Here is a 12500-nt window from a genome sequence, read left to right as displayed (position 1 = left end):
AGCGGCGAACCTACTTGAGGGGTGACCCTCCGGTAACCTAGCTCGGTGCCAGGCTCATCTCTCCACACCAACCCCCCAATACAAGGGGGGTTAATTTTCATCTGGGGGTAAAACTTACGGGAAGTTTCTCCCTTGAGCTCGCCGTAAGAGTTCTGTGCGTTCCAGATGGTTGAAGATGTGCGTGATCAGCTCTGGACCGACGATGGGTTTACCAACGAAGTCATCCTCTCCCGCTTGAAAGACTTGTTCGAGTGTGTGAGGGTCTGGGTGGGCGATTAGGAAGAGTATCGGGATCTTGCTCCAATCTCGGTCGTTTAATTCCGACATTATTTGATTAAGCTGCTCCCAAAAGTCTTTTGGGATCGAGAGGGAGTACAGGTCAAGTCTCCAGGGATCCAGTGGTTCTCTCAGCGCAAGGACGAATGACTTGTTGTCATCCACAACTAAAATCCTTTTTCTCTCGAGGTTTGAGGCTTCATTTTTGGCATAATCTAGTTGCTCGTTGAGAATCTTAAAGATAGCATCTGGGTCAATAGGCTTTTGCAAGAGCATGCGCTTGAGATCAGCATCTTTCGTTAGCAAAATGAGGAGAGGCAGATTTCGATTCCACCGAGATGGTGCTGGTTCGATCAATGTCCGGCCCAAGTATCTGGGCTTGGGCCGTCGACGGGGGCAAGAACCGAACCTTGGCTTAGCCAGTTTTTAAGGCAATAGGTAGCCCGGCAGTCGTCCTCGTTGTAGATGAGCGACTGCTCCAAATAGCGGCGATCTCGTGTTTCCAGCCACTGGCTGTACCAGTAGATGGAGTGGGCTCCACTGCCCTCGGGTAGTTGCCACTTAAACCCCAGCCAGCGAGCGATGTTTTTCAGGGAGTAGCTCTCGATGGGTAGCACTACCGAGCGCTGAACCCAGCTGTGCAAATCTACAAAGCGCTTCAGCAGTTGCCGCACCTCTCGGGGATCCGTTTGGTGCTGCTCCCCCAGTCGCCGACAAGTCTGTACTTCAAAGCTGTGAAAATGATAGATGGGGGCCTCAGGGTAGCGTTGAACTAGCTGTAGGAATTGTTGCCAGGCTTGCCCTTCCTCTCGCGGCTCAGCAGCTAGGCAACTGTAGTAGTTGACAACCTTGTTCTCCTCTGCTTGTTCTACCACGAGCAAGCCCAGTAGGTAAGCGACGTTGTGGCGGGGATCCGCCTCGATATCGAAGTACAGCTCCACGGGCGCTGTCGGCAGAGCCTGAGGCGGGGATTGCAGCCAGAGGGGCTTGCGGCTGAGGGTGGCACGGGCTTGAAGCTGCAGTTGCAGGGCCACGCCGGCTCCCAGCTTGGGGATAGCCTGGAGCATCTCCAGGCGAGCGTTAGCTAAAGCCTCAATCGAATGGATCCCTGCCTCCTGCAAAAGGGGATAGCGGGATCCGGTTACGCCCGGCAGCAGGCTGAGGGGCTGGGCGACGGCATTCAACTGCCGACAGTGCTCCCGCCAGTGACAAAGATGACAGCGGCTGCGGGCCATAAACACCTGCGGCGGCTCCGCCTGCTCAAGGGAGTGCAGATAATCTTGCAGCAAGCGACGCACCTGGGTGCGGCGTCGGCTGAGGTGAACAAGGTGCCACTTCCCGTCTTTTAAGATCAAGAAGCCGCATTTGGGTACCTGACCCTGCAGGGATCCAAGCAACTCGGCCTGCAACGCCAACAACAACTCGTACTCCGGCTTGGGGCGCTTGCCAATGCGAATGTGAACCGGTAGGTAGGAGAGCTGGCCCTTGCCGATACTGGAGGGATCCCGAATCAAGAGATCCAGTGAGCTGCTTACCCAAACGGAACGAAACTCTGGAATAGCCTCAGGCGGCAGCGCAAGGCTGGAGGATGTCTTGTCGGTGGAGTTGTCTTCGGTGAGCTCCACCTCTGTCTCAAGGGAGGGGGCGAGGGCAACTTCAGAGTCGGTAGGCTCCGCCTCTGCCGCTCCCTCCGGATCCACTTCCCAAAACAGCTTTGCGACGACTTGGCCGCCGTAGATCCGCTCCGCCCCTGCTGCCATAGCTGCTAAGAGAGCTTCATTGCCCGGCGCCACCTCTTCTCCCGGAAATCGCTCCAGCACAGCAGCTTGCAGGGCTTGACGATCCCGACGCCATTGCTCCAGCAGGCTTTCCGGCGGCAGCTTGGCTTCTTGAGGCCCAAAGCGATCTAGGTAGGGCAGGCGCCGACAGCGAAAAAAGGCCAGCAACTCTTCTGCGTCAACAGAACCCTGCTGGAACTCCAACGGCGGACAACCTCAGCTCTGCTGCCATTTTGGCACGCCTTTTGGGGATCCCTTACGACCTGGGATCTTGAGCTGACAAAAGGTGAGGGATATTGACGGCTTCAGCCAAAGTCAGTACCGCCCCTACCAGGCGATCGAGGCGGAAATCAATTTGGTCAAATCGGTCTCTGTTTTGCATCTGGCTATTGCTGCGTTTTGTTGGCTGGGGAAAAGCTGGGGCTTGACCCCACCTTGCCTCTTCATTGTTGCTCAGCAGCTAGGCCAATGCCTGAGCTGTTCTGCGCAATTTGCTGGGCTAGGTGTGGTTTTGTCAATACTGGGTCTCGTTCACCATTTTCAATGCTGACGGGAAAACGATGATGAGCGAGATCACAGCCCTAGAGAAGTTGAAAAAGCAAAAGGAGACCGCCCAAGGGCTCCCCGCCAGAAACCTGTTTTGGGGGGCTGCCCTGGCGTATGCTAAAGGAGAAAGATTTCTTTACACCCGCAGATGGAGCCGACTGTAAGCGCTCTTTCGATGGCCCCGGCCCTGTCCCAGACCCAGCCGGCGGCAGTGGAAATGCAGGGGGTGTGGAAGCGTTTTGGGCAGCAGGTGGCGGTTCAGGACTTGAGCCTGCGGATCCCGCAGGGGGAGGTGTTTGCCCTGCTAGGGCCCAACGGCGCCGGCAAATCCACCACCATCCGCATGCTCACCAGCCTGACCCGCCCCAGCCAGGGATCCATCCGCGTAGGGGGGTATGATGTGGTGCGGGATCCCTTGGCGGTGCGGCGGCAGATCGGCGTGGTGTTGCAGCCCATCACCCTGGAAGCAGAGCTGACGGTTTGGGAAAACCTGGAGTTCCATGGGCGCATGCACCACATCCCCAACCCGGAGCGGCAGCAGCGCATCGACGAGTGGCTGGAGTACGTGAAGCTGGCCGACCGGCGGCACGACAAAGTGAAGACCCTCTCCGGCGGCATGAAGCGGCGCCTCCAGGTGGCCAGGGCGCTGTTGCACCGGCCTCAAATTTTGTTTTTGGACGAGCCAACCGTTGGGTTGGATCCCCAGGCGCGGCGGCTGCTGTGGGAGATCCTGCGGGATCTGAACCGGCAGGGGATGACCTTGCTGATTACCACCCACTACATGGAAGAGGCCGAGGAGCTGTGTGACCGCATCGGCATCATGGACGGCGGGAAGCTAATCGAGCTGGGCAGCACCGACCAGTTGCGGGCCAAGTACGGAGAAGCCCTGCTGGTGCGCTCCCGCCCTGGCCAGGAGGTGAGCTACACCTTTTTCCCCAGCTTGGCGGAGGCCCAGCGGCAGTTGGAAGCGGAACCCGACAAAACCGGCCTGATGGTGCGCCCTGCCAACTTAGAAGATATTTTTGTACGCTTGACGGGCCGTCGCCTGGATTAGCGCGCCCTCAGCCTCAACCTCTCTCCTTCGGAAAGAGGGAGGTTACGGTTTTTCCTCTCCCCATCCCTCCTTTGGAGTGGGGGGCTCGAACTTGTAGCCAACTCCGCGCACGGTGCGGATCAGCTCCGGTTGGCTGGTATCGGTTTCCAGCTTCTTGCGAATTTGGCCGATGTGGACATCGACCACCCGTTCATCTCCCTCGTGGTTAAAATCCCACACCTCTTGAATCAGCTCAGACCGTCGCCACACCCGTCCTGGGTGTCGAGCCATGGCGTAGAGCAAATCAAACTCTAGAGCGGTCAGGTTAATCGGGCGACGGTCACGGATAACTTCTCGGGTGGTCGGGTCGATCACCAAGGAGGGAAAAGTCAAAACCGGCGCGCTGCCTGTTTCCGTTCTCGTCCGCCCTCGGCGCAGGATAGCCTGTACCCGCGCCTGTAACTCCGGCAGGCTGAAGGGTTTGGTCAGGTAGTCATCTGCGCCTAGCTGAAATCCTTGCAGCTTGTCGGCAGGATTCACTCGGCTGGTTAACATCAACACATACACGCCGGTCTCTTTTTGCATCTGCTGGCAAAGGTCGTAGCCGCTCACATCCGGCAAATTCAGATCCAAAATCACCAAGCCTGGCTGAAAAGCGCGCAACTGCTGGAGGCCCTCGGCCCCCGTCGTCGCTACCTCGACTGAGTACCCCTGCCGCTGCAAATACCGCTTGAGCAGCGCGCAAATGCTGGGATCGTCATCGATGATGAGGATGCGTAACATGGCAGCTTGACGCTCTCACAGTCAGCACGAGGCAGAGTTGTAGAAAAGCCCTGCCCGCAGGGCAAACGCATTTTGCGCCTGGGCAGGAGAGGGCAGCCCATCCAGACTACAACAGATAGCTTCAGGTTTTTACATTACCCATTGGATTGCACCAGGAGCTTGGCCTTTCTGGAACCCTCTTTCTCTGGGTAAATCAAGGGAGGCTAACCCAAGAATCTCAGGCATTATTCATTCTACTGGGTTGTCCGGAGGAAAGGGAAAGGGTAAGGTAAAAGGGATTCGCGCAGCAGCTTCTTGCCCGCAGAGAGAAGCCCATTCAAAAACCTCGCCACTTCTGTACTTGCAGGCCAAACCTTAAAGTTGCACGCCGGTTTATCCCAGAAGCCTATGTACAATCCCAACGAAGTCTTTCGCAAAGATATCCAGTTGGCCCTCTTCACCTGGGGGATCCTGGAGCTGGCCTGTTTTGTCATCATGCCGTTTACCCGGGCCTACGAGTATGCGCAGGTAGCGGATTGGCTGTGGCCTTCGCTGGTTTTGGGACCGGTGGGGGCGGTGGTGGTGGCCTTTTGCTCAAAGCTCACAGTAGCTGCTAATTACATCCCCGACCCGAAAAAGAAAAGGGCCCAGCGACAAATTGCCCAGGTCATCAGTTTCTTCGGCTTCCTGGGCTTGGCCTTGCCCTTGCTCCTGGCCGGGTGGACATTTGGCCACGAGGTTCTCACCACCGACTGGGAGAATATGTTCACTAAGTAGAAACTAAACTTGCTACTGATTTGCTCCAGACAGCGTTGCCCCTGGGTAGGTGGCTTCCCAAGGCAGTACACAGAGGCGAAACTAGAAGTACCAGAGATGCTCTGGTACTTGCAAGCGTTGGCAAAGCCCTTTGCTTTCGTCTCCGGCTTTTGGGAGCTGAGTTTTGGATGGCTAACTACCCAATGCGAGGCCGTTCTTCTCCTGCTGCCAGCGGTTTTCCCTTCGGCACCTTAATGGCACTGAGCCTCTCGGTTGGGGTCTTGGCTGCTCTGGGTTGGCAGGCGTGGCGGTTCATTGCCCCCCTGCTGGCTCCTCCTGCGGCGCCTCAGTTTCCTCGCGCGGTGCGTGTGGATCCCTTACCCAGCCCGACAAGTTTGCCTTCCTCCCCCTCTGTTCGCGTCAGTGGGACGGAGTCCTTGCCGGCGGCGGGCACCATCGACCCTGAGGCCTTTCCCCCCGGCAGCCGCGGGCGGGTAATCGAGCCCATAGGTCTAGCCATTCGCAGCCAGCCTTCTGCTGACGGAGCCTACCAAGGGGGAATTGTGGCGGGGGAAACGGTGACGGTGCTGGAGTACAGCGCTGATGGCCGCTGGCAGCGGGTGCGGCGGGAGCTAAACGGCCAGGAAGGCTGGGTGCGGGCCGGCAATTTGGGCCCCGTGGAGGGTGGGGCAGCGGTTGCTTCAGCCACAACTGCTGCAACGCCTGCGGTCGAATCCACACCAGAGTCCACTCCTTTGCCGACTCGGCCCCCCGCAGCAACAAGCATTGCCCCAGGTGCGCAGGGGCGGGTGATCGAGCCGATTGGCCTGGCGCTACGGGCCACTCCCGACCGGGAAGGGGCTTACATTGGTGGCCTGCCCATGAATGAGGTGGTGACGGTGTTGGAGTACAGCGCCGATGGCCGCTGGCAGCGCATCCGGCGCCAGAACGGGCAGGAAGGTTGGGTGCGGGCCGGCAACCTGGCGCAAGAGTAGCAAGATGCCCCGGTGGGGGATTGTAGGTTGGCGAGAGCTTGTGGTTGGCTGGGACAGTACCGCCAGCCGCTGTCGGGAGGGGCAGGCGCGCTAGCGGGAGGGAGTTCTTACACTGGTGGCAGCACCTGGTGTCTTGGTTTCAGTGGTCATTGCTGCGACCCCTGGCCAAAGGGATGGTTCTGGTGGCCCTGGGTCTGGGAGCCGGCATGACGGCTTGTCGCCCGCCTGTCGAGCCGGGGCCAGCCAGGGATGGGCAGGCGATCTCTGCCTCGGCTACGGGCACGCTGGAGCTGTGGGCCAACGGCGAAGCGTTCCTGCGGGAGGGGCTGGTCTCCAAAGAGGGCTGGGCGTTGCAGTTTGAGCATGTGTACGTGACGCTGGCGGACATTACGGCCTACCAGACGGATCCCCCTTTTGATCCGCAAGGGGAAGGCGAGCTCCAGGCCAAGGCCTTGGTCAGCCTGACAGGGCCTCTTACGGTGGATTTGGTGCCGGAGCGAGCCCTGCTGGGATCCCTGGAAGCCCCCCCTGGGCACTACAACGCCCTGGCCTGGCGCCTAGTGCCGGCAGCGGAGGGGCCAGCAAAGGGCTACTCCCTCTGGATCGAGGGCAGAGCTCGACCGGCAGAAGGGGAGGGAGAGGCGATCCCCTTTGTGCTCAAGTTCAGCCCCGAGCTGGCTTTTGTCTGCGGCGAGTACGTGGGGGAGACGCGCAAGGGCTTTGTCCGGGCAGGCCAGGTGGCGGATCTGGAGGCGACTTTCCACTTCGACCACCTGTTTGGGAATGGCAGCCTGCCTCCCAAGGACGACCTCAACTCAGCGGCGCTGGGGTTTGCCTCCCTTGTGAAGTTGGACCCAGTTGACCCAGTCTCCCTCGAGCAAGGGCTAAAGGCGGGATCCCAGCCGCTGGAGGTGGACTGGGGCAGCCTGCAGGAGGGATCCCCTAGGGCCCAGGCCGTCTTGCAGAGCCTGCAGAGCTTGGGGCACGTGGGAGAGGGCCACTGCCGCGCCTCCTCTGGCGGCCTCGGCGGGACGGGATCCTTGCCTTAGGTTTTAGGCCTGGGTGGCTTTTGAGATCGAAGGGTGTCCTCTGTCTTTTGCTGACCGATGAACTCAGTCTGGCCAAAGCGCATCCCTTTTTCCCCTTCCTGGCAACTGAGCTGGTTGGCCTTGGGCCTGCTCCTATCTCCGCCGGCTTGGGGCCATGGGGTGGAGGCCTCTTGGCGGGCTGTTCCCACCTTTGAGATCCAGGCCCGCTACGATTCCGGCGAGCCGATGCGTTTTGCCCGAGTTACGGTGTTTGCGCCCACCAATCCCACTCTCCCCTGGCAGGAGGGAGAGACAGACGGAGAGGGCCGGTTTTGGCTGCAGCCGGATCCTGAGCTTAAGGGACTGTGGCAGGTGCGCATTCGCCAGGCCGGCCACGGCGGGGTGGTGAACGTGCCGGTGGGCGAGGAGGGTATGCAGGCAGAAGGGATCCCCAGCCCCTCCTCCCCTGGCTTTGGCCCCCTGCAGCGGGGGGTTATGGCTGCCTGTGTTATCTGGGGCTGTTTGGGCACGGCCCTGTTTTTTTCCCGGCCCCGCCCCTTCCAAGGCCCAGAACTCCCCGACTCCCCAGTGGATGCTGCCGCTTTGAGCCAAGACTAGCCATGCACATCAGCGAGGGCCTTTTGCCAGCACCGCTTTGGCTGGGGGGTTATGGCATCACTGCCCTGCTTACGGGTTGGAGCCTACACCTCCTCCAGCGGTTGGAAAAGGATCCCCGCCGCCAGCTCCCCAAGGCAGCGCTGCTCACGGCGGCCTTTTTTGTCGCCTCCTCCCTTCACCTGCCTTTTCCCCCGGCCAGCCTGCACCTGCTGCTCAATGGGCTGATGGGCGTGATGCTGGGGGCCTTGGCCTACCCGGCAATTGTGGTGGGCCTGTTTTTTCAGGCGGTGGCTTTTGGGCATGGGGGGTTGACCACCCTGGGGATCAACGCCGCCATTATGGGGATCCCGGCGCTTCTGGCAGGAGGGATCTTCCGGGCAAGCCGGCGCTGGTTGGGCACGGGCTGGGCCGCTTTTTGGGCGGGAGCGGTGGGGGTGGTGCTGGCGGCGCTGCTGTTTTACGGCGTGGTGCTGGCGGCGCTGCGCAGGGAGGGGATCCCTTCCACCTCGGCAGAGCACCTGGCTCTGACCAGTTTGGTAGCTGCCCACCTGCCGCTGGCGGTGGTGGAGGGGCTGTTTACCCGTTGGGTGGTGGGGTTTTTGCAGCGGGTGCAGCCGGAGCTGCTGGGAGAAGATGCCCAAAGATAGGGCTGAGGCTGTTCATCCCTGTCGTCGGGCCATGCCGGTTAGGGAGAGGATGCTTTCTTCACAAGCTCCCCTGCCGCCGCCCCCTTCTTGGCTGCACCGCTGGCGGCCCCTGCCCAAGCTGGTTGGCCTGCTGGCACTGATGGCGGCCTTTGCCCAGGTGCAGCGCCTGGCCTTGCTACCCCTGGTCTGGGCGGTGGTGGCTTTTCTCTGGGGGCTCTCCGGATTGCCTCTGCGCCGAGGGCTCAGACGCCTGGCCGCTCCCGGCGTTCTGTTGATAGCCTTTGTCCTCTTCCTGCCCTTTGCCGTTGGGGACACCCTCCTCTGGCGCTGGGGATCCCTGGCTTTGCGCTGGGAGGGGCTGGAGAGGGCCCTCTGCCTTGGCGGGCGCAGCCTGGCGCTTTTAGCGCTGGCGACGCTGCTGTTGGAGACCACTCCCCTACCGGCCCTGTTGGCAGCTTTGCGGGCGCTGGGGATCCCCGACCTCCTCCTGGAACTGGCCTGGCTAACCCAGCGCTATTTGCAGGAAGTGGGCAGCCAGTGGCAGCGGATGCAGCGGGCCGCGCGGCTGAGGGGCTGGCGACCGCGGGGATCCCTGTGGCAGCCTGGGCCAACTTGGCGGCAAGACCTGCCCTTTCTGGCTGCTGCCGTGGGCACTTTGTTGGTTCGCAGCTACGAACGTTCGCAGCGAGTTTACCAGGCGCTGCGCCTGCGGGGCTACGGGCGGGCGCCCTTGGTGCCGCCAGCGGCTGGCGGGGATCCCTGCAGTTGGGCGGCCACCGGGCTGGCGCTGGCAGTGGCTGTTGGCTTGGTTTTGGTTAACTTTGGGGGCTATCCCGATTGAGCGGGTTGGCAGCGAGTTAGACAAGATAGACGGTTCTCTTCCCCGCCTTTAAAAGCAAAACCCAACTAGAACTAGAATAAGAAGGCTTTAATCTTCTCAGCTCTTGTCGCCATTTGCGCGTCCTCTCCTGGGGCTATGAACTGGTTAGAAACCGCTTTGTCTACCTCTTCCCTCAAGGAAGCGCCGGCTGTTGCCGTTGTGCACCTGGGCTGTGAGAAAAACCGGGTGGACACCGAGCACATGCTGGGCCTGCTGGCCCAGGCAGGCTACCGGGTGGAGGGCGACGAAGACAGCGCCGACTACGTCATCGTCAACACCTGCAGCTTCATCGAAGCGGCGCGGCGGGAGTCGGTCAGCACCCTGATGGAGCTGGCGGTGCAGGGCAAGAAGATCATCATCGCTGGTTGCCTGGCGCAGCACTTCCAAGAGGAGCTGCTGCGGGAGATCCCCGAGGCGGTGGCCATCGTCGGCACCGGCGACTACCACCAGATTGTCCAGGTTATCCAGCGGGCAGAGCGGGGAGAGCGGGTTAACGCCGTTACCTCGAGCTTAGATTACATTGCCGACGAGACCGTCCCCCGCTATCGCACCACCCATGCCCCGGTGGCCTACCTGCGGGTGGCGGAAGGGTGTGATTACCGCTGCTCCTTCTGCATCATCCCCCACCTGCGGGGAAAGCAACGCTCCCGCCCCATCGAGTCCATTCTGCGGGAAGCAGAACAACTGGCTGCAGAAGGGGTGCAGGAGCTAATCCTCATTTCCCAGATCACCACCAACTACGGGCTCGACCTCTACGGGGAGCCGCGGCTGGCCGAGCTTATCCGCGCTCTGGGCCAGATCCCCATCCCCTGGATCCGCATGCTCTATGCCTACCCCACGGGCATTACGCCGGCGGTGGTGGAGGCCATTCAGGAGACGCCCAATTTCTTGCTCTATCTGGATCTGCCGCTGCAGCACAGCCACCCAGCGATCCTCAAGGCCATGAACCGCCCCTGGCAGGGCCAGGTTAACGACCGGCTCATCGAACGGCTGCGCCAGGCCCTGCCCAAGGCTGTCCTGCGCACCAGCTTTATCGTCGGCTTTCCCGGCGAGACGGAGGAGCACTTCCAGCATCTTTTGGAGTTTGTCCAGCGCCACCAATTTGACCATGTGGGGGTGTTCACCTTTTCCCCGGAAGAGGGCACGCCCGCCTACCATCTGCCCCAGCAGGTGCCGGAGCCCCTCAAGGAAGAGCGCCGCGCCCGCCTAATGCAACTGCAGCAAGGGATCGCCTTCCGCCGCAACCGCGAGCAGGTGGGGCAGGTGGTGCCTGTGCTTTTGGAGCAGGAAAACCCCCGCACCGGCGAGTGGATTGGCCGTTCCCCCCGCTTTGCCCCTGAGGTGGACGGGGTGGTGTATGTGCGCGGGCCGGGATCCCTGGGATCCCTGGTGCCGGTGCAGATTACGCGGGCCGAGCCCTACGATCTCTTTGGCCAGGTGGTGGAGGCGCCAGCAGGCTTTAGCTGGAGCGGACGGTAGAATAATTCGGTTGAACTTCGGAAAGGCGAGATGGCCAGTGCAGATGAGCTGAAACAGGCGGCAGCCCAAGCGGCGGCCCAAAAGGTGCAGTCGGGCATGGTGGTGGGGCTGGGCACGGGATCCACAGCCGCCTTTGCTGTGGGCGCCCTAGCCCAGCGCATGCAAAAGGAGGGGCTGCAGTTCATTGGGGTGCCCACTTCCGAGCGCACGGCAGAACAGGCCCGCTCTCTAGGGATCCCGCTGGCCACGCTGGAGGAGCAGCCGCGCCTAGATCTTGCCATCGATGGAGCCGACGAAATCGAAGTGGGATCCCTCAACCTCATCAAGGGGGCAGGGGGAGCTCTGCTGCGGGAGAAACTGGTGGAGGCCAGCGCTGCTGAGCTCATCATCATCGCCGATGCCTCCAAAAAGGTGGCCCACCTGGGCACCCGCTTCCCGGTGCCGGTGGAGGTGGTGCGCTTTGGCTGGAAGACGACCCTAGCGCGGGTGGAGGCCCTGGGCTGTCAGGCGGTGCTGCGGCGCACTGCCGAGGGGGATCCCTACCTCACCGACGAGCAGCACTACATCCTCGACTGCCAGTTTGGCCCCATCGCCAATCCGGCCAAGCTGGCCGAGCAGCTCAAGGGAACGGTGGGGGTGGTGGAGCACGGCCTGTTTATCGGCATGGCCACGGAGGCCATTATCGCTGGGCCTGAAGGGATCGAGACGCTGCGGCAGAGCTGAGGGCCAGCTCGGCTGCTAGCAGGATGGCCTGCTTGAGGCTCTCGGCGCGGGCTACCCCCTGCCCGGCTAGGTCAAAGGCAGTGCCGTGGTCGGGGGAGGTGCGAATAAAGGGCAGCCCCAGGGTTAGGTTGACGGCCCGGTCAAACGCCAGCAGCTTCACGGGGATCAGGCCTTGGTCGTGGTAGAGAGCCAGGTAGGCATCGGCCACAGCAGGAGCTCCTTGACCATACCAGGCCTGGGCGGGCGCTAGCCACATGGTATCGGGGGGAAGCGGCCCCCAGATTTTGGCGTGGGGATAGGTTCTTAGCAGCTCCGCCAGCCACGTTTTCTCTTCCTGCCCAAGCTGCCCCTGCTCGCCAGCATGGGGGTTAAGGCCAGCCACAGCAATCACCGGATTGACAATCCCAAAGAGCTTACGCAGGGATCCAACCAGCAAGTCCAACTTCGCGCGCACCAGCTCCGGGGTAAGGGTGAGGGGCACCTGGCTCAGGGGGATGTGGGTGGTGGCCAGCAAAACCCGGATCTGCCAGCCGCTGTGGGGAGAACGGGCCACAAACAGCATGCCGTAGCGCTCGCTCCCGCTGAGCTGGGCCAGAACTTCTGTTTGGCCAGGGAAGGGGTAGCCCGCCTGGTGCCAGAGGTATTTGGCAATGGGAGCGGTCACGATCCCCTGGAACTGGCCCCGCAGCGCTTCTTCAATAGCTGTTTTCAGGTAGGCAAAGCTGGCCGCCCCGCTTGCGACATCCCCCCGGCCCACGCGCGACGGCTCTAGGTAGAAGCCGCTGCCGCCCTCCAGCACCGGGATCCCTGCCGGGTCGGCCAGGTCGGTTGCCCCTCGCTGGCGCAGAAGGCAGTAGGTAGCTTCCAAAACCTGCCGCTCGCCCACCACCGTTATCTGGGCGCAGGCCTGCACCTGGGGATCCGCCAGCGCCTTGAGCACAATCTCTGGCCCAATCCCCGCCGGATCTCCCAATGTCAG

At 61.6% G+C, this 12500-nt stretch carries 13 protein-coding genes and 1 rRNA gene (1 of these 14 running past the window's edge); 10 read left to right on the top strand and 4 right to left on the bottom strand.

The features are described 5' to 3' along the window. Positions 1–54: ribosomal RNA gene (rrf, locus tag SYN65AY6A5_RS13540) — 5S ribosomal RNA — on the top strand; it begins 64 nt to the left of the window's first position. 60 nt (positions 55–114) lie between these two features. On the opposite strand, the gene SYN65AY6A5_RS13535 is transcribed toward rrf, so the two are convergent. Together SYN65AY6A5_RS13535 and SYN65AY6A5_RS13530 are read right to left on the bottom strand one after the other, a co-directional pair. Beyond that, entirely contained in the window at positions 115–582 is a 468-nt protein-coding gene (locus SYN65AY6A5_RS13535) for a response regulator transcription factor (RefSeq protein WP_143597172.1), read from the bottom strand. A 47-nt stretch (positions 583–629) separates the two neighbouring features. Next, positions 630–2222 carry a TM0106 family RecB-like putative nuclease gene (locus SYN65AY6A5_RS13530; RefSeq protein ID WP_240531068.1) on the bottom strand — a complete coding sequence of 531 codons (1593 nt, stop codon included), beginning with the start codon at positions 2220–2222 and terminating at the stop codon, positions 630–632. Between the two features lie 553 nt (positions 2223–2775). Between SYN65AY6A5_RS13530 and SYN65AY6A5_RS13525 the strand changes: the two genes are divergently transcribed. Further along, positions 2776–3654 (top strand): ABC transporter ATP-binding protein, encoded by an 879-nt coding sequence (locus tag SYN65AY6A5_RS13525; protein ID WP_099812878.1) that lies wholly within the window; start codon positions 2776–2778, stop codon positions 3652–3654. A 42-nt stretch (positions 3655–3696) separates the two neighbouring features. On the opposite strand, the gene SYN65AY6A5_RS13520 is transcribed toward SYN65AY6A5_RS13525, so the two are convergent. Beyond that, positions 3697–4416, bottom strand: a complete 720-nt coding sequence (locus SYN65AY6A5_RS13520) for a response regulator transcription factor (RefSeq protein ID WP_011431117.1) — start codon at positions 4414–4416, stop codon at positions 3697–3699. A gap of 387 nt (positions 4417–4803) precedes the next feature. On the opposite strand from SYN65AY6A5_RS13520, the gene SYN65AY6A5_RS13515 reads away from it, so the two are divergent. The 8 genes from SYN65AY6A5_RS13515 to rpiA all read left to right on the top strand — a co-directional run bounded on the left by SYN65AY6A5_RS13515 (position 4804) and on the right by rpiA (position 11521). Then, positions 4804–5172 (top strand): hypothetical protein, encoded by a 369-nt coding sequence (locus tag SYN65AY6A5_RS13515; protein WP_099812877.1) that lies wholly within the window; start codon positions 4804–4806, stop codon positions 5170–5172. A gap of 167 nt (positions 5173–5339) precedes the next feature. Beyond that, positions 5340–6146, top strand: coding sequence for an SH3 domain-containing protein (locus SYN65AY6A5_RS13510; RefSeq protein ID WP_011431119.1), 807 nt, complete (start codon positions 5340–5342; stop codon positions 6144–6146). Between the two features lie 128 nt (positions 6147–6274). Next, positions 6275–7195, top strand: coding sequence for a DUF4382 domain-containing protein (locus SYN65AY6A5_RS13505; protein ID WP_240531067.1), 921 nt, complete (start codon positions 6275–6277; stop codon positions 7193–7195). 57 nt (positions 7196–7252) lie between these two features. Further along, positions 7253–7792 (top strand): hypothetical protein, encoded by a 540-nt coding sequence (locus tag SYN65AY6A5_RS13500; protein WP_011431121.1) that lies wholly within the window; start codon positions 7253–7255, stop codon positions 7790–7792. A gap of 2 nt (positions 7793–7794) precedes the next feature. Further along, a complete protein-coding gene (cbiM, locus tag SYN65AY6A5_RS13495) occupies positions 7795–8439 on the top strand; it encodes a cobalt transporter CbiM (protein ID WP_099812876.1) in 645 nt (214 codons plus the stop codon). Between the two features lie 49 nt (positions 8440–8488). Next, positions 8489–9280, top strand: a complete 792-nt coding sequence (gene cbiQ, locus SYN65AY6A5_RS13490) for a cobalt ECF transporter T component CbiQ (RefSeq protein ID WP_099812875.1) — start codon at positions 8489–8491, stop codon at positions 9278–9280. 135 nt (positions 9281–9415) lie between these two features. Further along, positions 9416–10798: a 30S ribosomal protein S12 methylthiotransferase RimO gene (gene rimO, locus SYN65AY6A5_RS13485; RefSeq protein ID WP_099812874.1), complete on the top strand. Its 1383-nt coding sequence runs from the start codon at positions 9416–9418 to the stop codon at positions 10796–10798. Positions 10799–10828: 30 nt separating this feature from the next. After that, positions 10829–11521 carry a ribose-5-phosphate isomerase RpiA gene (rpiA, locus tag SYN65AY6A5_RS13480; protein ID WP_011431125.1) on the top strand — a complete coding sequence of 231 codons (693 nt, stop codon included), beginning with the start codon at positions 10829–10831 and terminating at the stop codon, positions 11519–11521. On the opposite strand, the gene pdxA is transcribed toward rpiA, so the two are convergent. Continuing rightward, positions 11478–12500, bottom strand: a 1023-nt coding sequence (gene pdxA, locus SYN65AY6A5_RS13475; RefSeq protein WP_099884734.1) for a 4-hydroxythreonine-4-phosphate dehydrogenase PdxA, incomplete at its 5' end; no start/stop codon positions are given. The two genes, rpiA and pdxA, sit on opposite strands and share 44 nt — an antisense overlap.

It is taken from the genome of Synechococcus sp. 65AY6A5 (genome assembly GCF_002760415.1).
Classification (GTDB): Bacteria; Cyanobacteriota; Cyanobacteriia; order Thermostichales; family Thermostichaceae; genus Thermostichus.
This window is presented reverse-complemented; position numbering and strand designations above follow the sequence as displayed.